Source organism: Paenibacillus endophyticus, assembly GCF_014192395.1.
Lineage (GTDB): Bacteria > Bacillota > Bacilli > Paenibacillales > Paenibacillaceae > Pristimantibacillus > Pristimantibacillus endophyticus.
Window position 1 is genome coordinate 198,924 of the sequence record NZ_JACHXW010000003.1, and the last position, 24,182, is coordinate 223,105.

A 24,182-nucleotide genomic window follows, 5' to 3' on the forward strand; every position below is an offset into this window, starting at 1 on the left:
TTTTAGGATAGCCGTACAAAAAGGGGACATTCCAGTCGAATGTCCCCGTTTGGCTCGATATATGAACCATAGCCCTTTGCAATTGCTATTTTAAATACAACTGAAGCGGCGACAAGCCAAGCTCGCGTACACCTTCCGCCACCAATCCGGCAATTTGGATAGCTCCAAGCTCCTGGAAATGGGTATCATCCTGCGCTCCATCCGGGAAATCGATAAATTCGCCGGGATACGCCCACATAAACAACGCTTTCGACGGCTCATCACCGAGCAGCTCATATAGCGCCTTGCTCTTCTCGGCCAAATCAATGAGCGGTACATCCAGCTCAGCGGCCAGCTCCTTCATGCCAAGCAAATAATCGCCGTGGGTATCGATAATGCGGCCTTGATCGTCGAACTTGCGGCGATGCATGGGCGTAATGAGGACGGGAATGGCATCTCTGGCCCGCGTCTCCTCCACGTATACGGCGAGCATTTCCTTATAGCTTCCGAAAGGCTCCGTTGCCCGCTCCTCATCCGACTTCTCGTCATTGTGGCCGAATTGAATCCACAAATAATCGCCAGCCTTCAGCTGTTCCAGAATCGCGGCTAGGCGCCCCTCGTTAATAAAGCTTTTTGAGCTGCGGCCTGAAATGGCATGATTGTCGATCGCTACGTCCGTTTTGAAATAAAGCGGCAGCATTTGCCCCCAGCCAGCGTAAGGAAAAGTGTCCTGATCGGTCACGGTCGAATCCCCTGCCAAATAAATCGTTGTCGCCTGGCGCGCTTCTTGAATTTGCAGTGCATTGATCCGCGGCGCGACTCCTGAAAACGCGAGACGAAGAGAACCGTCCGTTACTTTTACGGTAAAGCTGTGGACTGCATAGGCGCCCGCTGCTGTAACCGCCTTGTTCAGAACCATGCGGCTAGTCCCATATTTCAGCGTCGTAGAGGTCGGCGCAATCGCATCGCCGATCGTCGCAGTTACGGTGTATAGCCCATTCGGCAAATCTACTCGGAACACGGCCTCCAGCGGAATGCAAAAGGCACCCCGCAGTCGGTTCTGCTCATCGCGGTTTCGCGAGCTCACGCGCTCGCATGATTCGAAGCCATAGCCTGAAATCTCGCTGTATGCCGTCGTTGGCCATATTTGAATGTGAGGGGAAGCTGGCGCGCTGCCGATCCCAAAGTCAAATGAATACAAAAGTGTCATGCATACACCATCCTAATCGGTTATTCTAGTATAAGAATATCAAAACCAGCACGGACAGCATACAAACAAAACCGTTATTTTGTTCAAAATTCAGATGAAATTTACCGGATCATCAGCTGCAATGTGATCTGCTTAACACCCATCGCTCTACGGCCGCAAATGGCATCGAAAATGCCACGGATGACAATTGACCGTCTATATCCGTCAAAATTTGCGTTACCCGCGGAATTCCGTATACTAATAGATAGGAATCATATAGGAGCTACTTACTAATTGAGGTGACACAGGTGGACGAGTTGAAACAAGCCTACGAAACAATGGGGCTGCCAGAGCTTGCGGCCAAGGAGGAAGTGGAGAAGCGTTATACGACGCTTATGCGCCAAGCAAGGTCGAGGACGCAGCAGCACAAGGACAACGCAGAAGGCACGGAAGATTCTTTTGCAAAGATTACGCAGGCATATCGGCTTATTCTGGAGTATGAAGACCGTAAGCTGACAGACGCTTTCAACGAGCAAGAGTATGGAAAATACAAGAAGATGGCCGGACAGGCTCAGAAGATGGATCATTTTTGGCGTTATTACAAATTCCATACGTTCGGTGCCATCGCAGCAGTTGCACTTATTATTTACGGGGTCATCAGCTTTATGAACTATCGCGAAGAGCAAGAGCGGCTCGCCAACTTGCCGCCGATCGATTTATCTGTTTCATTCATGGGCAATTACATGCTGAAAGAGGATGCCCCGAAGGAAGAACCGATTGAGAACGCACTTTTGACAGCGTTTCCCGAATGGAAAAGATTCGTATCGACCGTTACTCTCGTGCCATCGGACGAGCAAGCGCAGTACGCTTACATGCAGAAAGCCGTGCTTGTGCTAGCTACTGAGCATCCGGATGTTTACATTATGGATAAAGGCATATTCGAGTGGGTAGGCACGCAAGGCGTGCTCATGAGCCTCGATGACGATGTGAACGGCGACTTCAAACCGTTGATGAGAGACGGAATTGCCAAAAAGCTGAAGACCGAGGAGGATACCGAAGCGCATGTTTACGGTATTGACCTGAGCAGCAGCGCGCTGGTAGACCAAGTTCCGCTGTACAAAGAGAGCATGATTATCGGCATACGCCCTGATAGTAAAAACCCGGACAAAGCGAAAGCGTTTATTAAAAAATATTTGGCTACGATTAAATAGCTGCGGTTAACAACGACAGTTCGAATGCTTCAACCATTGACTTGATGGGGTATGCATCGGACTGTTTTTATTTCACCAGGGCAGAACAGACGAATGAGTGAACCATGTGCGCAGCAAAGCCACAAGCGTGAATCCTGTGCGCTGCAACGTCATCGAGAGCTTTGATTAGAAGAGAAAAGGAGCATGTCTAAATGGAAACGAATGATAAGCGATTGAAGCTGAATATGGCGGATATCTCCGGCTCCAGCTTTCATCAGGTTAACGCGGAAGGATCGGTCTGGGATGATGTGAATTTGTCCAAAACAATCATTACGAACGCCAACATCAGCGAGCTGCGCGTGGACGATGCCAACCTCTCCCAGTCCAACCTGTCCAATGTCAATTTATCGGGACTTGAGATTCGCAATGCCAATTTGAGTCATGCCGTCATCGATCATATCCAGCTTTTTGGCACCGAATTCCACCGTGTCGTGCTGCCGAACCAAGCAGATGGCAATTATAAGCCCGATGGCGACTATAAGCCAATCGTATTTCAACACTCTGACCTTAGCCGCACTGAGTTCAAGAACTGTAATTTATCCAACGCGGATTTGCAGGATTGCGATATTTCCGGACTGCGGATCAACGGGGTACTCATTGAAGAGCTTTTAAAGTCCCAATCTTAAATACCATTTTATGCTTCTGCATGCAAAAAGGCTGAATCCAAAGGCAAACTGCCTACGATTCAGCCTTTTTGCATTTGTATGGTCAGATGCTGCTGCTCCTTCAGGTATCTCCAAGATGCTTGCGTACGATATGCTCCACATGCTGCAAATGCTGTTTCATCCGATTCGCTGCCAGCTCGGCATCTCTCATTCCGATGGCCTCGACGATCGCGGAATGCTGCTGATATAAGCGCTCCGCGACTGCCGTGCTGGCATAAAGCTCCACACGCCTGATATCATGAATGGCGGTTTCGATATGGTTCATAATAGACTCGAATAAACGGACCATAATCGAGTTATGGGTTGCTCTCGCAAGCGTAAGATGAAACTGCAGGTCTAGTCGTTCCCCCTCCGTTTCGTCCCCCACCGTCTGCGCCATTTGCTCGATCAGCTGCCTAAGCGCGACCAAATCCTCATCCGTGTGCTTGATTGCAGCAATAGACGCATTCGAAACCTCTAAGGACTCCCTCGCTTCAAGCAGCTCGAGCACCGTCTCCCGGTTCATGCGAAGGGATTGCAGCTCTGGAAGGTCTCCCTCCGATGGCGCCTCTCGGATAACACGGCAGCCGCCGCCTTGACGAATGTCGATCAGTCCCATCGCCTTCAATGCGCTGAGCGCTTCACGCGTAGTGGATCTTCCTACGCCGAACTGCTCGGATATTTCCTTCGTAGAGGGCAGCTTGTCGCCGATCTTAAGCTTGCCCTCCACAATGAGCCGCTTGATCTGCTCCGTAATTTCCTCGTAATGATTGCGCTTTGACAGCTTTTCTACATTTAATGATGACATCAATCGCAACCTCCCAAACCTAAAGAGCTGAAGAGCTTCCGAGACTTCAAGTTCGGATCAGCTGATTAACTTACTCTACCAACAGCGCATAGACTATGCCAGGCCCATGAACGCCGATTGTCAAATCATTCTCAATGTCGGAGGAGCGGCTTGGTCCCGATATAAAGTGTATGCCCGCCGGAAGCTGCTCGCGGCCTGCTTCATCGAAAGTCACCAGCACTTCGCCTAGCCGTGTTTTCAGCCGTTCAATCGGAATAATAATAATCAGCACGGTCGGCAGCAGACTGACAGAGCGTCCTTTGTTCGGCGCGGACAGCACTGTTACCGAGCCTGTATAGGCAACCGCATGGTCCGCTATTACGATGCCGAAATCCGCTTCCGCTGCACGCGCCCTCCAGTATTGCTCATCGTCTGTATTCCAGACCGATACGCTCGACCCCGTAAGGGCCGATTCCAGCCCGAGCGCATCAAGCTCAGGCTGGTTTTGGCGAATTACGTATTTCGCGCTCATCTCCTCCGCCTTTTGAACGATGAATGACTTCACTTCATCCATGGAGCCAAGTCGGGCAACATGCCCGCCTACGGATAAGAAATTGTCCGTGAAAGCTTGAATTCGCTCCTCTTCGCTCCATTCGAACGCGTTCCAGAAATCCGGTGCCCCGCGAAAAGGATGGTTCGGCTTGTCATACATCCTCGGATGCCTTAGCTTCGAGGCAATGTCGTTCATAAACTGCTCCTGCTTCACTTTCGATTCCGCTTCCAGCTCCTCCAGCCACTGCTTATGCGTATCAGCCATGCCCGTGTCCTCCTTTGCCTTGCTTCTCGTCAAGCTCGCGCTTGCGCACCAGCTCCTCCATCCGGTTCTGCATGGACGGCTCCATCTGCTTAAGCCCTTGCTTCAGCTCCTGATCAAGCGTATCCCAGCGATCGCGGAATGACTCCTTCGGCAAGCTAGGCGTGACGCGGTATGTGTTCCAGCCCTTGAGCGGTCCAAGCTTCGTCTTGATCACGCCGCTGCGCACGACCAGCTTTTGGCCAAGCTTCCCTAGTCGGAGCACGCCGCCAAGTCGTGATGAATTGCCCATGATCGTCGCAAAACCTTGCATGCCGATCGACTCCATTTTACTGCCATTCCCGCTTTCGACCTTGCGTCTGCGCAAGTAGACAAGCATGTCGTGCAGCGGTATTTTGACCGGACAAGCCTCGTAGCAGGCGCCGCATAAGCTAGATGCGTTGGCGATATCATCCCACTCTGCTATGTTTTTGTTCAGCGAAGGCGTCAATACCGCTCCGATTGGACCGCTGTACGTACTGCCGTAGGCATGGCCGCCGATATGACGGTACACCGGGCAAGCATTGAGACATGCACCGCAGCGAATACAGTTCAGGAGCTCTTGGAATTCCGGATCGCCCAGCTGCAAGGAACGACCATTATCAATGATAATAATATGCATTTCATCCGGTCCATCCGCATCCGCTGAACGGCGCGGGCCTGTAATGCCTGACATATACATGGTCAGCTTCTGACCCGTGGCTGAACGAGGCAGCAGCGTCGCCATCACTTCAAGATCGGACCAGGATGGTATGATTCTCTCCATGCCCATAAGCGTAATTTGTGTTTTGGGAACCGTACTGACCATCCGTGCATTGCCCTCATTCTCAAAAAGCACCATCGATCCCGTCTCTGCAATCGCAAAGTTGCATCCGGTCATGCCGATCTCCGCATCGAGAAATTTCTCGCGCAGCTTCTTGCGGACGAAGCCTGCAAGCGCCGTCGTATCCGGCGGCAGCGTATATCCAGCCTCTTTGGAGAGAAGATCGGCGATTTGATAACGGTTCTTGTGGATGGCCGGAATGACGATATGCGACGGCATCTCGCCAGCGAGCTGAATGATGTATTCGCCAAGATCGGTTTCAACCGCCTCCACCCCGATGGACTCAAGAGCATGATTGAGATGCAGCTCCTCCGACACCATCGATTTGGATTTCACGACCGACTTAGCACCCGCGTGCTCGGCGATATCAAGCGTAAGCTTGACCGCTTCCTCAGTGTTGGTTGCAAAATGGACATGGACGCCGTTAGCCCGCGCATTGTTCACGAACAAATTTAAATAATAATCAAGATGCGCAATGGTATGCAGGCGGATCTGCTTGCCGCGTTCCCGCCAATCCTCCCAGTTGCCATGCTCGTCAGTCGCTTTTTTCTTGCCGTTGCGAAGCCTCTCCGTCGTGAATCGTACTGCCTTGCGCAGGAACTCGTCATTAAGCGCAAGATCTGCCCGTGCTTTGACGGTTGCTTCCGTTTTCGCTCCAGCCATGCTTATTTCACCCCTTCATAAAGAAGCTCTGCCAAATGCATGACGCGGACAGGCTCGTTGCGGTAACGCAGGTTTCCAGCAATATTGAGCAGACAGGCCATATCGAGCCCGACCAGCACTTCGGCTTCCGTCTCCAGCACATGATCCACCTTCTCCGTTACCATCGCGCCCGAGATATCCGCCATCTTGACCGCGAACGTCCCGCCAAAGCCGCAGCAATCCTCAGCGAACGGCAGCGGAACCAACTCAAGCCCCTTCACCTTCTGGATAAGCGCTAGCGGCTCAGCCTTTACGCCCAAAATGCGGGAGCCGTGACAGGATGGATGATAGGTCACCTTATGCGGGAATGAAGCGCCAACATCCGTCACGCCTAACACCTGCACCATAAATTGCGTAAATTCAAATGATTTGCTTTGCAGCCTATTTGCTCGCTCCAGCATAATCGGATCATCTTCAAACAGCTTCGGATAATGATGGATCATGCCCGTGCACGATCCTGAAGGTGAAATAACGAAATCACTGTCTTCAAAAGCATCCAATATCGTTTTCGCCGATTCCCTTGCTTCCTTCCAATAGCCGCTATTGAAAGCGGGCTGCCCGCAGCAGGTTTGTACCGTAGGAAATTGCAAGGAAACTCCGTACTTGGCCAGCAAACGTACCATCGCTTCGCCGACTCTTGGGTATAGCGCATCGCTTAAGCAAGTAATAAACAATGAGACCTTCATACTCGCGCCCCTTCCGACTTATCTATCTTGTATTTTATCAGGTTGTCAGACATGTTTGTTAAAAATTTTTATTTTACGCCTACGCTGATTTGACACCCTAGCAAGCATACGCGCTTATGATCGCCTAGCCGCTTTCACCCTATCAATATGAAACGGCACGGCTCATCTGCCGAAGCAGGCGCCGCGCCAGTATGCTAAACCGTTGTAACCGTTATTTGCTTATCCTTCAGCTGCATAAGCAGCTCTTGCGATAAGCGCCTGTCTGTAATAATCGCATCGACATCGCTTAGGTCGGCCACATGCGTGAACGCTTGGACACCGAACTTGCTCGAATCCGCAAGCAAAATCACCTGATCGGCCATGCCGACCATTTTATGCTTAATCCTTGCCTGCAGCTCATTCGATTCGCTAACTCCGCGTTCCAGATGAACGCCTTTGCACGAGAAGAACGCTTTGTCGACATGATAAGCATCAAGGGAACGCTCGGCTAGCGGACCGACATACGATAGCGAACGCGAAGCCAATATCCCGCCAGTCGAGATCACCTCGATTTTCTCCTTGCCGCTCAGCTCCATCGCTACTTTAATCGAGTTCGTGAGCACCGTAAGCGGAATATCGGGCATGCTTGCCGCCATATACCAAGCTGTCGAGCTTGCGTCGAGCAGAATACGGTCCTTCGGAAGAATAAGCTTGATCGCTTCTTCGGCAATTCGCTTCTTCTCCTCCGCTTGCGCAATCTCGCGCTCAAAATACGGAATTTCCGGCTGCTGGTCCTTTACGCTAACCGCACCGCCATGGGATCGGCGCAAACGTCCGGCTTGCTCCAAGCGGTCCAGATCGCGACGAATCGTTTCCTCGGTCACCTGACATAGCTCGCTCAGCTCCGTTACACGGATGCTGCCTCTCTCATTTACCAGCTGTACAATTTTGTCGTATCGTTCATGGACCAGCATAGCGTACCTCTTTCTTGCTTATATTTGAATTCGCCGATTAAGCGATTCCCGTCTTTTCTCTAAATGCCACGTATGCACTCTCCCACGCTCCGGGCTGCTCCGGTTCATAGGTGTCGACCGGGAACGAATCCCGAATCACTCTGCGTGCTTCCCAAATGTCCGCCAGCTCTCCGCTCGCAATCCACTGAACAACCAGATTGCCGATGGCACTGCCCTCGACAGGTCCTGCCCAAACCGGCTTCCCGATCGCATTCGCCGTCCACTGGCACAGGAGCGTGTTTTGAATACCGCCGCCAACCATATGAAGCCCGCCAAAGGCTTGACCGGACAACTGCTCGGTAAGCTCAAGCACACAGCGATATTTCAGCGCCAAGCTCTCTAGGACGCAGCGCACGATTGCTCCGTTGCTTTCCGGCGGCTTTTGGCCCGTACGCAGGCAATATTCGGCAATGCGAGCCGGCATATCGCCCGGATGGAGAAATAACGGATCATCGGGATCTATGAATGCACCGAATGGCTCTGACTCATCGGCCAGCTTAACTAATTCGGGGAAGGTGTAGGAAATTCCTGCCCGCTCCCACGCACGCCTGCATTCCTGGAGAACCCAAAGGCCCATAATGTTTTTAAGCAGGCGGAAGGTTCCATAGGCGCCGCCTTCGTTGGTGAAATTCAATTGCTGCGCAAGCTCATTAATGACAGGCGCATTTACTTCCGTTCCCATCAGCGACCAGGTGCCGCAGCTTAAATAAGCGAACGAACGATCCAGCGAAGGCACGGCCACTACTGCAGAGCCCGTATCATGCTCCGCTGCCGCATAAACCGGAACGGATTCGATGCCAAGCTCCTCGCAAAGGGATGTTCGCAGACTGCCCATATGAGCTCCGGGCTGCACGACGCTGCCGAATAAATCAGGCGATAGGCCAATCGCTTGGATCAGCTCCGCATCCCAACTTTCCGTTAGCGGATTGTACAGCTGGGTCGTCGTTGCATTAGAAAACTCATTATACATTTCGCCAGTCAAAAAGTAACGAAGCAGATCCGGAATCATCAGGAAATGCTTCGCGTCCCTCAGCAGCGGCGAATCTGCTTTTTTCAAAGCAGCCAGCTGGTAAATCGTGTTAAACGGAAGAAATTGAATGCCGGTCTTTTCAAAAATGACAGATGCGGTCAGCTCGCCAGCAACCTGTTCCATAACGCCGTCCGTATGATGGTCCCGGTAATGGTATGGGTTGCCGAGCAGCTCGCCATTGCTTCCGATTAAGCCAAAATCAACCGCCCATGAATCGATCGCCAGACTTTGCAGCTCAATTTCCCGATGCTTCACCTTCAGCAAGCTTTGTTTCAATTCATGAAGCAGACGCAATATATCCCATTGCAGCCGGTCGCCGACCTGCACCGGATCATTCGGGAACCGGTGCAGCTCTTCAACCTCGATCTTGCCGTTATTCAACCGGCCGAGCAGCGCTCTGCCGCTGCTCGCCCCGAGATCAAAGGCGAGGATGGTCACCAGCTGGCACCGCCCTTGCCTCTCGCCAAAATATCCTTGCCGTAGCTGCTGCTAAGATATGCTTTCATCGGATCATGCGGCAAGCCTTGCTCTTCGCGAATCGCGTGCAGCAATGGGGTAACGTCGAACTCGAAAGCGCGGCGAACGGCATCTTCCGCGCCGAGGACGTCATGGCGCTCAGCTGCCTCGTTTACTTCGTCATGGTTGATGAGCAGCGCTTTGGCAAGCTGTGTCTGCACATTAAGAACCGAACGCAGCATCGCAGGAATCTTTTGCTCGATGTTGTGGGATTGGTCGATCATGTAGGTAATGCTCTCCGCATTTTGGCGAACGCCCGCGTCGGAATCACCTGCAGCGCTAACAATTTGATAGAAAATAAGGAACAGCTCATATGGATTCACGGTACCTACGATAAGATCATCATCGGCGTATTTGCGGCTGTTGAAGTGGAAGCCGCCTAGGCGCTTCTCATCAAGCAGGTAAGCAACGATGTGCTCAATATTCGCTCCCGGCAAGTGGTGGCCCGTATCCACAAGCACTTCCGCCTGTGGTCCAAGCTTCTGCGCAAGGTTGTAAGCCATGCCCCAATCGGCAAGATCCGTATGGTAGAATGCCGGCTCGAAGCATTTGTATTCAATAAGCAGACGCATGTCTGGAGACAAAGCGCCGTACATTTCCGCCAGTGCTTCCTGCATCCAAGCCTTGCGCTTGCGAATATGTCCTTGGCCCGGGTAGTTCGTACCGTCGGCAAACCACAAGCTGAATTCTTTGGAGCCGGTTTCCTTCGCAATGTCTACGCATTCCAGCAAATGATTCGTTGCTTTCCGGCGGATAGCCGCATCGGAATTCGTGACGCTGCCCAGCATGTAATCCTCGTCCTGAAATAGGTTCGGATTCACTGCGCCTATCGAGAGGCCGAGGCTTTCCGCATGGATTTTCAGCTTGCCGTAGTCATCAACTTTATCCCATGGAATATGAATAGCAACGGATGGCGCGATTCCGGTAAGCTTGTGAACCTGAGCCGCGTCATCGAATTTCTCGAACGGATTGCGGGGTACGCCTTCCTTCTGGAATACTTTGAAGCGGGTTCCGGAATCTCCGTAGCCCCATGAAGGGGTTTCGATTTTGAGCGCTTTCAATCTTGCTTTTACCTCATCTATGTTAATGCCTCTAGCCTTCTGCTGCTCCTCAAAAAACGCGTATGCGCGATCGGACATAGTGAACACCCTTTCAAATATGTGATTGATTATTTCATTGGAAAAGCCATCGTAGACATCAATGTGTTCTCTGCTTGTGTCGAATCCAGGCGGCTGTACTGCACAATAATCGGAATATCGCTCTGTACCTCGATGGCGTAAGGAACGCCACTTGGAATTGGCATCCCTTCCTTCATCAGAGAGCTCGTACGGATATGTTTCGTGCGCCTGCCTTGCACAACGACCAATATATCTTCAAGCGGCTCCCGATCCTCGAAATAAATCGTAAAACGGATACGTGCTTCTTCGGAGGAACAGTTCAGCACGCAAACCGATTCATGGCTGACAAGCGCTCCCGTGCTGTCCGGCGGAATAAAGCCGTCCGGGATATACCATTGCTTTTCTCCACGCGCTTGAAACATATCGCTCTCTGCCTCCTATCGTGTAAATGCTGCGGGTACGCCGCCATCAATGGTCAGCATGCAGCCCGTTGTTTTATCCGCTTTCGAGGAAGCGAAGAACGCGATGCCTTCTGCGATGTCGCGCGGGTAGATGTTTACGAGCAGCGTTGTGCGCTTGCGGTAATATTCTTCCAGTTGATCCGGCTCAATGCCGTAAGCCGCAGCGCGCTCATTGCGCCAGCTGCCGTTCCAGATCGCCGAGCCCTGTAGAATCGCATCCGGCAGAATCGTGTTCACGCGGATGCCGAACTCGCCGCCCTCAGCTGCGATACAGCGGGCAAGATGAGCTTCAAGCGCTTTGGCTGCGCTGTATGCGGAAGCATTTTTGCCTGCGTACACGGAGTTTTTGGAACCGATAAATACCATGTTCCCGCCAATGCTTTGCTGCTTCATCATTTTGAACGCTTCGCGCGCTACAAGGAAATAACCGGTACCGAGCACGTTCATGTTCAGGTTCCACTCTTTCAGCGAGGTTTCGTCGAACGGGCTTGAGGTTGCAAGACCCGCATTGTTGACGATAATATCCACGCCGCCATAGGCAAGTGCCGTTTCCGCATAAGCAGCGGTTACCTGCTCCTCGCTTGTTACGTCCATTTTGACAGCCGTTGCGCGGTGATCGCCGTACTTTTCATTAATTTCTGCAGCGACCTTCTGTGCGCCTTCCAAATTAAGATCGGCTAGCACGACATGCGCGCCTTCAGATACTAGTCGGCGAGCCGTTTCGCTTCCGATACCGCCAGCGCCGCCTGTGATGAAAGCTACCTTGCGTGAAAATTCCGTTTCTGCGGGAGCCAGTGACAATTTGTAAAGCTCAAGCGGCCAATATTCCACGTTGTATGACTCATTCTCGCTAAGCGATACGAAATCGCCAAGCGCCGTTGCGCCGCGCATAACTGCAATCGCACGGTGGTAAAGCGCGCCGCTAACCTGAGCCATCGCCCAGCTCTTGCCTGTATTGATCATGCCGATACCAGGAATAAGAATGACGCGGGGCGCTGCTTCGAACATCACGTCGCCTTCATTTTTGTTGCGGTCGAAGTATGCTTTGTATTGCTCTTTGTATGCTGCGATGCCTTCAGACAATTTCGCCTTCAAGCCATCGATATCCTCTGCATTTGGCGTCCAGTCAATATATAGCGGAACGACCTTCGTGTGTACGAGATGATCCGGGCATGCCGCGCCGACTTGTGACAATTGCGGTGAATCTTGGCCGCTTACGAACGCCAGCACATCCGCTTCGTCGTCGAACGTTAGGATCATTTTTTTCGCATCGCTTACTGCGCCTCGAATCGTTGGCATCACTTGTGCGGCTACGTTTCTGCGCACTTCGGATTCAAGCACTTCGTATTTCACGCCGCCGAACAGCGACGCTTCGTCAAAGCGAGATTCAATGAAAGCTTCTGCTTCGGAAATAATTTTGATCGTCTGCGCGTAGCATTCCTCGCTTGTGTCGCCCCAAGTAACAAGACCATGCTTCTCCATAAGCACAAGCTCGGCATTCGGATTGGCAAGAACGCCTTCAGCGATCATTTTGGATAGATTAAAGCCGGGACGCACATACGGCACCCATACGAAACGGTCGCCGAAAATTTCTTTCGCTAGCGCTTTGCCGTTGTCTGCGCAGCAGAGGCTGATTATGGAATCGGGATGTGTATGATCCACATGTTTGAATGGAAGAAACGCATGCAGCAGCGTTTCGATCGATGCGCGCGGATGCTTCGAATCGATCATGCAATTGACGAGGTAAGCGACCATTTCCTCATCCGGCATTTCAGAGCGCTCAAATAACGGACGGATATCATCCATGCGAAGACCTGTAAAGTTACCCGCTTTCATAGAAGCAAGATCGGAACCGCTGCCTTTTACATACATCACTTCAACGTCGCGACCGCGAAAATCTGTAACCGTTGTTTTGGTAGATGTATTGCCGCCGCCGAAATTACATACGCGGCGATCCGCGCCGATAATGTTGGAACGGTAGACTAGCTCGGCAAGTCCGCCTTCAAGCTGTGCTGCTTTCTCGTTTTCCCATAAGCTTTGTACCATGGATATACCTCCGAATGTTGTTTTATATTTGTTTGAGAGGATCATATCATATTTGTTTGTTTTTGAATATACATATTTCAAACACAAACGGAAATATAGTAGTGGATTTCTATCCTATCCATACACATATAAAGAAAAATCGATTTTCCAATCACATTCCAGCCTGCTATCAGCACGTTCTGTTATTAGCTGAGCATTGGAGCGCCGGTTTGTTCTATACCTGCTGAAACCGAAGAAGGAGACTGCTCCTTCTACTCCCATCAATGGCCATTTTGGTCCGGATAGCAAAAAAGGCCAACCTCTGCTTCTAGGCTGACCTTTACACTAACTATAGCTTGCATGCCGAGCGACTGCTAACCGACACCTTCCTAAATTCACGTCAGTTATAGAGAAGTTTGCTGCTTCCTCTGATTATCACTCCCGTTCACTGACACCGCAGTATGACCTCTATATCCTGGTTGTAATTGCCAAAACCTTTGCCGAACAAGGTGACGCCGCCGCAGTTTTTGGCAGTCGCGCTGCAAGAAATGCGGAATAAAATTTGTTTGTCGTAAGCCAGCATCAGCTGGTCGATTGTCACATTCGATACCTGAATGCCATCTATGAACGAACCAAGCCGATTAACGCGAATCGTCTTAATTAACCCGTGCTGGATGTTTTTGTGCCACCACTCCGGTGTGTACAAGCCCCTCGTACTGCCAAAATCACCGGGATAAGTCCATACCCCAACGTTTACTCCATTGATCGTAAATGCGATATCCGAAGGCAAATGATTGATGCTGCATGGCGTCTCCGAGCATATTTCCATCGAGACCTCCAATGATTCCGGCGTTTCGTTATTCACCATATAATTAGGAATCCGATATTCCACGAAACCTGAGCCAAACCATAGCACCTTGGCCTGCACATGCTCCGGATCGGCAAAATACCGCGGATCGTCGCACATCCCGATCATTTGCGTGTCGGAAGCCAGCCCGCAGGTTGGTTTGATTTGATAAGAGGAATAATGTCCTACGGGCAGCGAGACCTCATAACGCTTCGCTTCATCAATAGCCGGCGAGCTCTTGAAAAGGAGCATCGTTTGGGTGAGCTGGAGATGGCATATTTTTTGCATGCCGCGCTTGCCTGGCACGCTCTCGCAACGAACGATGCCCGCTTCCTCCAGCATATGTATATGCCTCGTCACTATGGGAGACTTTATGTCTAGCGCTTCGGACAGGCTTTTTATATTCATCGGCTGAACACCGAGCAATTCGATCATTTTGACCCTCGTTAATGATGAAAGGCACTCAAGAAATTTAATATTGCGGCTGCTTACCTCAACTTGCATGCTTGTACCCCTTTGCTTCTGTCTGATTGCCAACCATTATATAACTAAAAAGTTATCCTTTCAATGCTTAATTTCCGATAAACTTGACATTAGAAACGGATTTCACTAAAATAAACGGCGTATACATAACCAAAATGATTTTTAGTTACCTAATTAGTTATCCAAACAAACATAGGAGGTACGGCATGAACTCATTTCAATTTGTTAACCCGACTCATATTGTTTTCGGAGAAGGCACTGCCAATCAAGTAGGCCAACTAACTGCGAAGCATGGCAAAACGGTCCTGCTTGTATATGGATCAGGAAGCGTGAAAAAAACAGGCTTGTACGATAAAACGGTCAGTCTACTGCAAGATGCGGGCGTTACCGTGCATGAGCTTCCAAATATTGAACCGAATCCTCGCCTAAGCACGGTAAATAAGGGAATTGCGATTTGCCGTGAACAATCCGTTGATTTCATTCTAGCAGTAGGCGGAGGAAGCGTAATCGATGCAGCCAAAGCGATTGCCGCAGGCGTCCCTTACGATGGCGACGTGTGGGACTTCTTCACGGGTAAGGCTGTAATCGAGAAAGCTCTTCCGATCGGTACGATTCTCACGCTAGCTGCAACGGGATCGGAAATGAACGGCTCCTCCGTTGTAACCAACTGGGAAGAGAATTTGAAGCGTGCTTTCGGCAGCTCCCATACGTATCCGAAATTTTCGATTCTTGATCCTACGCTCACCTACACGGTTCCGCGCAACCACACCGTTAACGGCGCCGTTGATATCATGTCGCATGTGTTTGAGCAATATTTCAGCTTAACGGAAAATACGCCGCTGCAGGAGCGCTTCTGCGAATCCATTCTGCAGACGGTTATCGAGAATGTAGAGCTCGCGCTAGAGAACCCGGAGCATGCCGCGGCTCGCGCCAACCTAATGTGGAGCGGCACGATGGCATTGAACGGCGGCATGATCAGCGTCGGGATGGCGAATGATTGGGCATCCCACGGCATTGAGCATGAAGTCAGTGCGATTTATGATATTCCGCACGGCGCAGGGCTGGCAGTTATTTTCCCGAACTGGATGAAATATGTCCATGAAGAACGGATCGACCGCTTTGTGCAATACGCAACACGGGTATGGGGAGTGAATCCCGCAGGCAAATCAGATCAAGAAATAGCGCTGGAAGGCATTCAAGCGACACGCGATTTCTTCACGCGAATCGGAGCTGAATCACGTCTAGCCGACTTCGAGATTGGAAGCGAGAAGCTTGACCGTATGGCTGAGGAAGCCGTTCGTTACGGTGCAATCGGTTCTTTCAAGCGCCTAGAAAAACAAGATGTCAAAGCAATACTAGAATTGTCACTATAAAGGAGGCTGCTTCAGCATGTCGCAAGCACGTACCGAATCGACGATACTTAGCAACGGTGTAAAAATGCCATGGCTTGGACTTGGTGTTTGGAAGGTAAAGGATGACGGAGAAGCAGAACGCTCGGTTGCCTCGGCAATTGAAGCCGGCTACAGAAGCATAGACACGGCTGCGGCCTACAACAATGAAACAGGCGTAGGTGCCGGTATCCGAAATAGCGGAATCGCTAGAGATGATATTTTTGTTACGACAAAAATATGGAACGCTCATCAAGGCTACGAGTCCACACTGACCGCTTTCGAGGACAGCAGACGCAAGCTCGGCCTCGACGTCGTGGACTTGCTGCTTATTCACTGGCCTGTCAAGGACAAGTATACGGAAACTTGGCGCGCGCTTGAGAAGCTCTATAGAGACGGCTTCGTCCGTGCAATTGGCGTGAGCAACTTCCAAATTCATCATCTGCGGGATGTGATCTCAACAAGTGAATTCGTGCCGATGGTTAACCAAGTCGAGTACCACCCTCTTCTCACGCAAACGGAGCTTCACACCTTTGCAAAAAGCAGCAATATCCAGCTCATGGCATGGAGCCCGCTCATGCAAGGAAATCTCGATCAAAGCGTTTTCGCTGAGATTGGCGCCAAATATGGCAAATCACCCGCACAAGTTGTACTCAGGTGGGATCTTCAGAACGAGGTCGTTACGATCCCGAAATCGGTTAATCCTGTTCGCCAGCAAGAAAATGCAGATATTTTCGACTTTACATTAACCGATGAGGAAGTTGCCCTCATTAGCGGACTGAACCGCAATCAGCGCTTTGGGCCCGATCCTGATAACTTTAACTTCTAATTGGTCAGATCCACGATTCAGCAACGGTATATACGGGGGCTGCCCGAAAGGATAACATAGTCCTGCTAAACCTATGACATACACAAAAGAACCTTCAACGCCACTAAAAGTGGAGCTTGAAGGTTCTTTTCAATCTGATAGGAAGGAACAAGCTGAAATTTCCAAATCCGGCTTTTGGGACAGCCCCTGCTTCAGCTGCTATATTATAGCCCGTTCAAAACGCGCAGCAATGTATACCGATTCGGTCGAACTTGATCAGCTTCCTGCAGGCTTCGCATGAGAAGCTCGGAGTCAATGCCAAGCTCTTCCGTCGTCGCCGGTCCGCCAACCTGCGTAAGCCAAGCTCTAATTTGCGTCTCATCCGGCAGGGCAGCGATCGCTTCCCGCACTTGCTCCGGTTGAGCCGTAAAGGCAAGCCCGCCTTCCTCGGCCGCCAGACGGTGATACAGCTTGGAAATCTCCGCACAGGAGACGCCGACCTTTGCTCCATGGAGAAGCTGTCTTTTGCCTAAACGAATGTATTCCATCTCCCAATAGTGTGATAGATGATGCTCAGCTCCTGAAGCGGAATGCGATTGGCCGAACAGCAGCATCGCAAGTCCCGATTCAATCAATGCTTCTATTAATATGCGAATGCCTGCTTGATCTCGGCTGGCGATCTGCTCCACATGGATGATGCAATTCTGAAGCGCGATACGCGTAATTTCGGCTACCTCCTCGGAATAAGGCTCGCCGCCCTCCGATGCGCCAAAGCGCCAATCGAACAATGACGTATATTTGCCCAGCATGTCGCCAAAGCCAGCAGCTACCATTGCAGAAGGCGCTTTTGCCAAAATGTCCAAATCCGCAAATATGGCATCCGGTCCGATCGCCGCAATCGTCTTCTTCTCGCCGCGGATAATAATAGGAGCACCTTTGGAGTTAAAACCGTCGACCGAAGGCGCGGTTGGTACCGATAGGAATGGAATGCCTGCCGTATACGCTGCATAGCGGGAAATATCATGAAGCGTTCCCGAGCCGGCTGCAATGACAACCTGTGCTTTCTTGAGCTGGATATCGAGCAAAAGCTGTACGATCGAAGCTTCGTCGGCGATCACATCACCCTGCGGGGTCGGCTTGATGAGCGTGACCTGCACGGAAATGTCCAGCGCCGCAATCGCCTCCTCCAACGTCCTGCCAGCAACCTCGTATGTAACCGCGTCTGCTGCTATGATAACCTGAGCATAGTTTTTCTCCTTCAGGTAAGGAGCAACCTCATTGATGGCGCCTGCTTCTATCCGCAGCGGTTCTATCACAATGGATCTTAGCGTATCTGCATCAAATCCCGCAGCAATCTGTTTGACTCTCTGGATTAAGGATGACATTTATATCGCCTCTTCTCATCTGGATATGATTTCTTTATTGTCCCTCTGTGAAGAGCGGCTTGTCAACCCGCCTGAGTAAACGTAGCCTAGCGTCCCGCTAATTAATATTCCCTTCTTGCCAACGCGCGCTTTGCCGTATCCTGAGTGAATACCCCCTCCGAAGTAATGATCTTCATCGGGAGCTCTTTCCCGGCCATATAATCTTTCACGGCTTTCATGAGCTGCGGGCCAAGCAGCGGATTGCACTCGACGACAAAGTTCAGTTTGCCGGTACCCAGCGCCTTCAAAGCAGCCCTAGTCGCGTCTACGGAAATGATTTTGATATCTTTGCCCGGCTTCAGTCCGTATTGCTCAATCGCCTGAATCGCTCCAAGAGCCATATCGTCATTATGGGAGTATACGACATCGATGTCTTTACCGTGTTGACCAAGCGCTTCAAGCATGAGCTGCTTTCCATTCTCCAACGTAAAGTCGCCTTGCAAAGATTGCACGATCCGATAGCCCGGCTCATCTTGAATAATCTCTTCAAATCCAACCTTCCGTCCCACGGCGGGATCGGAATCCTTTGTGCCTTGAAGCTCAACGATACTCACCTGCTCGGAGCTTCCTGCCATTTCTTGCGTGAGCCAGCGAGCTGCCCGCCTGCCTTCCTCTACGAAATCCGAGCCGATGTAGGCGGTCCATAAAGAATCATCGCTTACTTTCACTTCGCGGTCTGAGAGAATGACAGGTATCCCGGCTTGCTTTGCCTCCCCCAGCACCACGTCCCAGCCCGTCTTCACTAAAGGAGAAAACACGATAAAATCCACTTTCATCGCGATGAATTTTCTAATCGATTCGATTTGCTTATCCTGCTGCTGGAGTGCATTGTCGTAAAGCAGCTCGATTCCTTCCTCTTTGGCTGCATGGATAACCGAATTGGTATGCGCCAGCCTCCAGCCGCTCTCCAAACCAACCTGAGCGAAACCAATCTTAATAGGCGCGGCTTCGGTTATTTGCCTAACCGGCTTATTTTGCGTGGACGATTCCCGCTCACCGAATTCATGTACGTTGTCTATCGTGATCGGATGACTTCTCAAAATAATTTTTTTGGGAATCCCCTTTTCTTTATTTAGAATGTCGACCGCATACCGTATAGCCTCTCCGCCGCCAGTCGGACTGGTAAAGGTACCCGTGAGCGTACTGTCCTTAACGAGATTCAATCCTCCGTTTTCACCCTTAACTCCGTCTACGCCAATAATCTTGACATCTGTTAACCCTTTTTTCTTCAATGCAATAGATGCGCCTAACGCCATCGCATCATTATGGGCAAAGATGAGGTCGATGTCCGTGTCCTTCTCCAGCGTTTTCAAAAGCAGATCTTCTGATTTATCGCGCTGCCAATCCGCATACAGCGATTCCGCAATTACGATATCTTTGCGGTCAGTTAGCGCTTCGCGGAAGCCTTCGCTGCGTTCATCTACCGTCGGAGAGCCCTTAAGCCCCAGAATCTCGACGATCCGGTTATCCCCTGCTTCAAGCAGCTGCTTCGCATATCCCGCTGCCTTGCTGCCGATGAGACGATTATCCGTCCCAATATACAACGTATAATCATAACCCGTTACCCCCCGGCCTAGCACGATAACCGGAATTTTTTCGTAGATTTCGGTTATCGTAGGCGTCAGCAGAATCGGATCATCGAGCGAAATAATAAGCAAATCAATGCCGTACCCTATTAACTTATGTAAGTCTTCTTCCTGCTGCTTGCTGTCATTGCCCCCGTCGGTAAAAATGACGCGCAGATCTGGATATGCGCCTGCATCGCGCTTAATCTCGTCATTCAGCACTACGCGCCAAGGCTCGTTTAAATTGGGCTGCGAGACCCCGATGAGATATTTAACGCCTTCGTCTTGCATGGTCGCTGTCTGATTGCTGCAGGAATACAAGCTTAACAGAGCCATAAACGCAACGAAAAAGAATAAAATTTTGTACCTGGCTTCTTTCATGTCCAGCTTCCTTTGCGATAGGAGTTGGGAGAAACGCCTGTTTTTTTCTTGAAAGCGTTGCTGAAGTAGTGCTGGCTGTTATAACCGACCTTTTCGGCAATTTCATAAACCTTATAGCTGGTATCGTTCATAAGCAGAACCGCATGCTTGATTCGTACATCCGTCAAATAATCAATGAACGAAGCGCCGATCTCCTTCTTCAACAGCTTGCTTAGATAGGTTGGACTTACTCTCACCTGATCGGCAACCTCCTGCAAGGAAAGGCTCGGCATCGCATAGGCTTGCTCAACGAACTTCTTCGCAAGCAGAACGACAGGCGACAAGCTGCCTTTTGCATTGATTCCTTTCACAAGCTCGTTATAGACACGGTCAGCGTGTAGGAAGCCATCACTGAGCACCTTGTCCGAATAAATAACCATCCGCGCCAATATTTCTTCGAATTTCGTTTGAATGGCCATACACTGCTCGATCCACTCGCTTTCATCCGCTATCGGCGAGAAGATGACTATATATCCCCGTTCGTCTTCCATTACGACATGCTCGCCGCTGTCCGATAGGATATCCTCTATAATATTTCGGGAGGCAAATTCGAGTAAATCCTTGCCCCATTCCTTCTTCACAGTACCGACGTTTGTGCTTTGTACTACCTTGAAGACAGCGAGCCGGGTTGACGCGTTGATAGGAAGCTTCAAGTATTCAATATTTTCCTCAACCTCGCCCGGCTCCCATAATCCACTCATCCACCTGCGCAAAAAGTTGTCCCTTATCAGCAATGAATTATTCTGAAGCTGCTTGCTCGTAAACGCCTGGAATTCTTCTTTTATTTTGTTTTTCTCCAGTTCAATAACGGCGCGGTCAATCAGTTCCTTCAGCTGCGACTTGACTACCGGCTTTAAAATATAATCAAACACGCTCAGCTTCACTGCTTTCTGCGCATATGTAAATTCATCGTAGCCGGTTATTACGACGACCAGGCATTTATGCTCAAGCTGCAGCTGCTCGACGAAAGCCAGACCGTCTAAAAAAGGCATGTTAATATCGACAAATAGGAGATCCGGTTTCGTGGACCTGGCAACCTCAAGCGCCTCGATTCCGTCCTCCGCTTCACCAACCACCTCAATGCCAAGCTCTTCCCAGGGCAGCACCTGCATCAGACCTCTTCTTATTCTTGGCTCATCATCCGCGATGACTAACTTCCACATGCTGTTCTCCTCCTTCTATGAGTAAGAAGCTCTTTGCGCCTCAATCCTTGTTTAACGGCAAATACACATTGACCCTCGTCCCTTTGCCATATTCGCTTTGCACCTCAATGCCGTAGGAAGCGCCGTACGTCAAACGGATGCGCTCGTTGACATTGAACAGCCCGAAGCCGTTCTTATGCTCTGGATTGCCTGAATCCTTCAAGCCCTGTTCAAGAAGCTCCAGCTGCTCCGGCTTTATGCCTTGCCCGCTATCAATAACAGACAATACGAGATGCTGGTCAATATTCGCCGTTTCAATGCGAATATGTCCTTTGCCCTTTTTCATTTTGATGCCGTGGTAGATTGCATTCTCGACGAGCGGCTGAAGGATCAGCTTCAATAAGCGATTATATTTCAAATGCTCGGGTATATCTTGAATCTCGTAGCTGATCTTGCTCTCGTAGCGCATCATTTGAATAATCAAATAGCTGTTCACATGCTTGATTTCATCCTCGAGAAATATCATTTCGTTGCCCTTGCTAAGGCCGATTCGAAACAGATTAGTGAGCGCGATAATAATTTCAACGATATCATCCGCCCCTCTGTCCTGTGCCATCCACTGGATCGTATCGAGCGTATTGTAAAGAAAATGCGGCTTGATCTGCTCTTGCAGCACCTTGAGCTCCGCTTCCCGTTTCTCTTTCTGCTCGGTATAGACCATATGAATTAATTGCTCAATTTCCTGTACCATCTTATTGAAGCTGTCGCCCAGTTGGCCGATCTCATCCTTTGATCCGCCTTTGAACCTTAGATGGAGCTCGCCCTCCTCCACTCGCTGCATGATACGCCTAAGCTTGCGGACCGGCTTGATGATCGAATTCGTGAAAAACCACGAGACGATTATAGCTAGAATGATTGTGAGCAGCACGACGATAACGGTATAGAGCTGCCATTTGATCACGACCGACTTTGACTCATCCAGCGGAAACACGCTGACGATTTTCCAATTCGTTCGCTCGAACCGATCCTGCATAATCTGGAAGGTTCGATTGTTTATTTTCTTTTCCATTCGGGTGTAACCGCTTTCGAGCCAATCGTTATCGATTCTGTAAACGATCAAATTGACCGGCGAATACACGATCCCTCCATGTGAATCGGTAATATAAACAAATCCGCTTTTTCCTAAAGACACCGACTCGATCGTCGTTTGAAAAATAGTTAGCTCCATATCCAGCAAAATGACGCCTAAAACCTCATTCGTGAGCGGATCCTTGATCGCTTTTACGAATGACAGCACTTGATCGGCACTGTAATTGGATGCTGATTTCATATTTCTGCCGATTGGCTTGCTGATCAGCAACAGCTCATCGGGGTTGCTTACCGCATCCTTGTACCAGCTCTCCGAGGTCAATGGATCACGAATGACCCTCTCCAGTCTATTGCTTACGTATTGATCATTTTTATTTACGATTAAAAGGCCGGCAATTTCGGGATGTCTCTGCTCGTACATCGCAATCACTTTTTTGATATCTGCCTCGCGTTCGACACGACCAGCAGCACTTGTTCCTAGCCCTTCACTGAAAAAATGATTTACGTTAATGTCATTTGCAACATAAGCCAAAATATTTTCCATTTCGTCGAAATAATAAACGATGTTTTTCTTAACCTGCTTCATCATTTGAATCGTATGTTCATTCGTCGTATCTTCGATTGAGCGCTTGTAAACCCCGGTGCCTACCGCGCTTAACGTGACGATTGACAATAATATAATAATGACAAAATAAATGAGAAGCTTAAATCGAATACTTCGATTTTGAAATCGTTGGATAATCTCCAAGCGGTTGTTTCCTGCAAACACATTCTCACCTATTTCTTTTTCATCTCAGTATATCTCGACTTTTCGGGGTGGGAAACAACAAATTGCAAAGGGGCATTAGCCCCTTTGCAATTTGCTGCATTCAAGTTTAATAGAGTCGGTTAGGCAATGCATCGATTGCTTTTTGACCGAAATATACATCCTCGTCCGATTTGATCCATTTTTCCAACGTTTTGCCTTCTTTAAAATCTAGAATTGCTTGTTTCAGCTGTGGTCCCAGCAATGGGTTACACTCAACGGTAACATTCAGTTTACCGTCGCGAATGGCTTCAAAAGCTGGTTTGATGCCGTCTACCGATACGACGAAAATGTCGGTTCCCGGCTTTAAGCCGTATTCTTCAATCGCTTGAATGGCACCAAGCGCCATGTCATCGTTATGTGCGTAAACGGCTTGAATGTTTTTGCCGTCTGATTTCAGGAAAGCTTCCATGACCTCTTTGCCCTTTGCACGAGTAAAATCACCAGTCTGAGATTTGATGATTTTGTAGTTAGGATTGCCGTCAACGATTTCTTGGAAGCCCTTTTGGCGATCATTGGCAGCACTCGCGCCAACCGTTCCCTGAAGCTCAACGATGTTTACTTTCTTATCTGCGCCAAGCAGCTCCATCATCGTTTTTGCTGCGTTTTGGCCTTCAAGCACGAAATCGGAACCGATGAAGGAAGTGTACAGCGACTCATCGCTCACTTTTACAGTACGGTCAAGCAGGAATACAGGGATGTTAGCCGCTTTCGCTTCTTCAAGCACCGTTTCCCAGCCGGATTCAACGACGGGCGCAAGAGCGATCGCATCTACTTTTTGGGAGATGAATGTACGAATGGCTTTGATTTGGTTCTCTTGCTTTTGCTGAGCATCGGAGAACTTCAGTTCAAACTGCGCGTCGCTGCCGAATGTATCCTTGATCGATTGCGTTTCAGCATCCCGCCAGCCGCTCTCCGCACCGATTTGCGAGAAGCCTAGCACGATCTTTTTGTCTGATCCTTTGTCGTCTGCTGCCGGAGCCGTAGTCTCCGTTCCCGCATTGGTTGGGGCATTTCCTCCATTATTGTTGTTAGCTGCATTGCCGCCGCATGCCGATAGCAGAAGGCCTACCGCTAACACCGTAGTCATTACAAAAGAGCTCTTTTTAAACTTAAACATTTTTCTGTTCCTCCCTTTATATGCTGTGTGTTGATT

At 50.0% G+C, this 24,182-nt stretch carries 20 protein-coding genes; 4 read left to right on the forward strand and 16 right to left on the reverse strand.

Going from position 1 to position 24,182, the window contains the following annotated elements; all coding sequences use genetic code 11:
- Positions 1-85: 85 nt before the first annotated feature.
- Positions 86-1,189, reverse strand: a complete 1,104-nt coding sequence (locus tag FHS16_RS06445) for a rhamnogalacturonan acetylesterase (protein ID WP_183560091.1) — start codon at positions 1,187-1,189, stop codon at positions 86-88.
- A gap of 287 nt (positions 1,190-1,476) precedes the next feature.
- Here FHS16_RS06445 and FHS16_RS06450 point away from each other — a divergent pair, with 287 nt between their 5' ends.
- Both FHS16_RS06450 and FHS16_RS06455 read left to right on the forward strand, forming a co-directional pair.
- A complete protein-coding gene (locus FHS16_RS06450; protein ID WP_183560093.1) occupies positions 1,477-2,379 on the forward strand; it encodes a J domain-containing protein in 903 nt (300 codons plus the stop codon).
- A 191-nt stretch (positions 2,380-2,570) separates the two neighbouring features.
- Positions 2,571-3,044, forward strand: coding sequence for a pentapeptide repeat-containing protein (locus FHS16_RS06455; protein WP_183560095.1), 474 nt, complete (start codon positions 2,571-2,573; stop codon positions 3,042-3,044).
- Between the two features lie 100 nt (positions 3,045-3,144).
- On the opposite strand, the gene FHS16_RS06460 is transcribed toward FHS16_RS06455, so the two are convergent.
- The 10 genes from FHS16_RS06460 to FHS16_RS06505 all read right to left on the reverse strand — a co-directional run bounded on the left by FHS16_RS06460 (position 3,145) and on the right by FHS16_RS06505 (position 14,406).
- Complete coding sequence (locus FHS16_RS06460; RefSeq protein WP_183560098.1) at positions 3,145-3,870, reverse strand: FadR/GntR family transcriptional regulator; 726 nt, start codon at positions 3,868-3,870, stop codon at positions 3,145-3,147.
- Positions 3,871-3,940: 70 nt separating this feature from the next.
- Positions 3,941-4,666 (reverse strand): LutC/YkgG family protein, encoded by a 726-nt coding sequence (locus FHS16_RS06465; RefSeq protein WP_183560100.1) that lies wholly within the window; start codon positions 4,664-4,666, stop codon positions 3,941-3,943.
- Positions 4,659-6,188: a LutB/LldF family L-lactate oxidation iron-sulfur protein gene (locus FHS16_RS06470; RefSeq protein WP_183560102.1), complete on the reverse strand. Its 1,530-nt coding sequence runs from the start codon at positions 6,186-6,188 to the stop codon at positions 4,659-4,661. Before FHS16_RS06470 ends, FHS16_RS06465 begins: the two co-directional genes overlap by 8 nt.
- Positions 6,189-6,190: 2 nt before the next feature.
- Positions 6,191-6,913, reverse strand: a complete 723-nt coding sequence (locus FHS16_RS06475; RefSeq protein ID WP_183560104.1) for a (Fe-S)-binding protein — start codon at positions 6,911-6,913, stop codon at positions 6,191-6,193.
- A gap of 194 nt (positions 6,914-7,107) precedes the next feature.
- On the reverse strand, positions 7,108-7,866 hold the full coding sequence (locus FHS16_RS06480) for a DeoR/GlpR family DNA-binding transcription regulator (RefSeq protein ID WP_183560106.1): 759 nt from the start codon (positions 7,864-7,866) through the stop codon (positions 7,108-7,110).
- A gap of 37 nt (positions 7,867-7,903) precedes the next feature.
- The gene (locus FHS16_RS06485) at positions 7,904-9,373 is read right to left on the reverse strand and encodes a rhamnulokinase (RefSeq protein WP_183560108.1); all 1,470 of its coding nucleotides are present in this window, start codon (positions 9,371-9,373) and stop codon (positions 7,904-7,906) included.
- Positions 9,370-10,590: an L-rhamnose isomerase gene (gene rhaI / locus FHS16_RS06490; protein ID WP_183560110.1), complete on the reverse strand. Its 1,221-nt coding sequence runs from the start codon at positions 10,588-10,590 to the stop codon at positions 9,370-9,372. The genes FHS16_RS06485 and rhaI overlap by 4 nt, the downstream gene beginning before the upstream one ends.
- A gap of 29 nt (positions 10,591-10,619) precedes the next feature.
- Positions 10,620-10,991 (reverse strand): sensory rhodopsin transducer, encoded by a 372-nt coding sequence (locus tag FHS16_RS06495; protein ID WP_183560112.1) that lies wholly within the window; start codon positions 10,989-10,991, stop codon positions 10,620-10,622.
- Between the two features lie 15 nt (positions 10,992-11,006).
- Entirely contained in the window at positions 11,007-13,076 is a 2,070-nt protein-coding gene (locus FHS16_RS06500; RefSeq protein WP_183560114.1) for a bifunctional aldolase/short-chain dehydrogenase, read from the reverse strand.
- A 424-nt stretch (positions 13,077-13,500) separates the two neighbouring features.
- Positions 13,501-14,406, reverse strand: coding sequence for an ArsR/SmtB family transcription factor (locus tag FHS16_RS06505; protein ID WP_183560117.1), 906 nt, complete (start codon positions 14,404-14,406; stop codon positions 13,501-13,503).
- 185 nt (positions 14,407-14,591) lie between these two features.
- Between FHS16_RS06505 and FHS16_RS06510 the strand changes: the two genes are divergently transcribed.
- Positions 14,592-15,758 carry an iron-containing alcohol dehydrogenase gene (locus tag FHS16_RS06510; RefSeq protein WP_183560119.1) on the forward strand — a complete coding sequence of 389 codons (1,167 nt, stop codon included), beginning with the start codon at positions 14,592-14,594 and terminating at the stop codon, positions 15,756-15,758.
- 16 nt (positions 15,759-15,774) lie between these two features.
- Positions 15,775-16,602: an aldo/keto reductase gene (locus FHS16_RS06515; RefSeq protein WP_183560121.1), complete on the forward strand. Its 828-nt coding sequence runs from the start codon at positions 15,775-15,777 to the stop codon at positions 16,600-16,602.
- 203 nt (positions 16,603-16,805) lie between these two features.
- Here FHS16_RS06515 and FHS16_RS06520 read toward each other — a convergent pair whose 3' ends face one another.
- The 5 genes from FHS16_RS06520 to FHS16_RS06540 all read right to left on the reverse strand — a co-directional run bounded on the left by FHS16_RS06520 (position 16,806) and on the right by FHS16_RS06540 (position 24,146).
- Positions 16,806-17,966 (reverse strand): sn-glycerol-1-phosphate dehydrogenase, encoded by a 1,161-nt coding sequence (locus tag FHS16_RS06520; protein WP_183560123.1) that lies wholly within the window; start codon positions 17,964-17,966, stop codon positions 16,806-16,808.
- Positions 17,967-18,067: 101 nt separating this feature from the next.
- Positions 18,068-19,951 carry a substrate-binding domain-containing protein gene (locus FHS16_RS06525; protein WP_183560125.1) on the reverse strand — a complete coding sequence of 628 codons (1,884 nt, stop codon included), beginning with the start codon at positions 19,949-19,951 and terminating at the stop codon, positions 18,068-18,070.
- A complete protein-coding gene (locus FHS16_RS06530; RefSeq protein WP_183560127.1) occupies positions 19,948-21,153 on the reverse strand; it encodes a response regulator in 1,206 nt (401 codons plus the stop codon). Before FHS16_RS06530 ends, FHS16_RS06525 begins: the two co-directional genes overlap by 4 nt.
- 40 nt (positions 21,154-21,193) lie before the next feature.
- Complete coding sequence (locus FHS16_RS06535) at positions 21,194-22,969, reverse strand: cache domain-containing sensor histidine kinase (RefSeq protein WP_183560129.1); 1,776 nt, start codon at positions 22,967-22,969, stop codon at positions 21,194-21,196.
- Positions 22,970-23,096: 127 nt separating this feature from the next.
- On the reverse strand, positions 23,097-24,146 hold the full coding sequence (locus tag FHS16_RS06540; RefSeq protein ID WP_183560130.1) for an ABC transporter substrate-binding protein: 1,050 nt from the start codon (positions 24,144-24,146) through the stop codon (positions 23,097-23,099).
- Between the last annotated feature and the right edge of the window lie 36 nt (positions 24,147-24,182).

What these genes read in the sequence shown, in the direction of transcription:
- FHS16_RS06445 (WP_183560091.1), bottom strand. Translation starts at nt 1,189, where the DNA reads ATGACACTTTTGTATTCATTTGACTTTGGGATCGGCAGCGCGCCAGCT.
- FHS16_RS06455 (WP_183560095.1), top strand. Translation starts at nt 2,571, where the DNA reads ATGGAAACGAATGATAAGCGATTGAAGCTGAATATGGCGGATATCTCC.
- FHS16_RS06460 (WP_183560098.1), bottom strand. Translation starts at nt 3,870, where the DNA reads ATGTCATCATTAAATGTAGAAAAGCTGTCAAAGCGCAATCATTACGAG.
- FHS16_RS06465 (WP_183560100.1), bottom strand. Translation starts at nt 4,666, where the DNA reads ATGGCTGATACGCATAAGCAGTGGCTGGAGGAGCTGGAAGCGGAATCG.
- FHS16_RS06470 (WP_183560102.1), bottom strand. Translation starts at nt 6,188, where the DNA reads ATGGCTGGAGCGAAAACGGAAGCAACCGTCAAAGCACGGGCAGATCTT.
- FHS16_RS06475 (WP_183560104.1), bottom strand. Translation starts at nt 6,913, where the DNA reads ATGAAGGTCTCATTGTTTATTACTTGCTTAAGCGATGCGCTATACCCA.
- FHS16_RS06480 (WP_183560106.1), bottom strand. Translation starts at nt 7,866, where the DNA reads ATGCTGGTCCATGAACGATACGACAAAATTGTACAGCTGGTAAATGAG.
- rhaI (WP_183560110.1), bottom strand. Translation starts at nt 10,590, where the DNA reads ATGTCCGATCGCGCATACGCGTTTTTTGAGGAGCAGCAGAAGGCTAGA.
- FHS16_RS06495 (WP_183560112.1), bottom strand. Translation starts at nt 10,991, where the DNA reads ATGTTTCAAGCGCGTGGAGAAAAGCAATGGTATATCCCGGACGGCTTT.
- FHS16_RS06500 (WP_183560114.1), bottom strand. Translation starts at nt 13,076, where the DNA reads ATGGTACAAAGCTTATGGGAAAACGAGAAAGCAGCACAGCTTGAAGGC.
- FHS16_RS06505 (WP_183560117.1), bottom strand. Translation starts at nt 14,406, where the DNA reads ATGCAAGTTGAGGTAAGCAGCCGCAATATTAAATTTCTTGAGTGCCTT.
- FHS16_RS06510 (WP_183560119.1), top strand. Translation starts at nt 14,592, where the DNA reads ATGAACTCATTTCAATTTGTTAACCCGACTCATATTGTTTTCGGAGAA.
- FHS16_RS06515 (WP_183560121.1), top strand. Translation starts at nt 15,775, where the DNA reads ATGTCGCAAGCACGTACCGAATCGACGATACTTAGCAACGGTGTAAAA.
- FHS16_RS06520 (WP_183560123.1), bottom strand. Translation starts at nt 17,966, where the DNA reads ATGTCATCCTTAATCCAGAGAGTCAAACAGATTGCTGCGGGATTTGAT.
- FHS16_RS06525 (WP_183560125.1), bottom strand. Translation starts at nt 19,951, where the DNA reads ATGAAAGAAGCCAGGTACAAAATTTTATTCTTTTTCGTTGCGTTTATG.
- FHS16_RS06530 (WP_183560127.1), bottom strand. Translation starts at nt 21,153, where the DNA reads ATGTGGAAGTTAGTCATCGCGGATGATGAGCCAAGAATAAGAAGAGGT.
- FHS16_RS06540 (WP_183560130.1), bottom strand. Translation starts at nt 24,146, where the DNA reads ATGTTTAAGTTTAAAAAGAGCTCTTTTGTAATGACTACGGTGTTAGCG.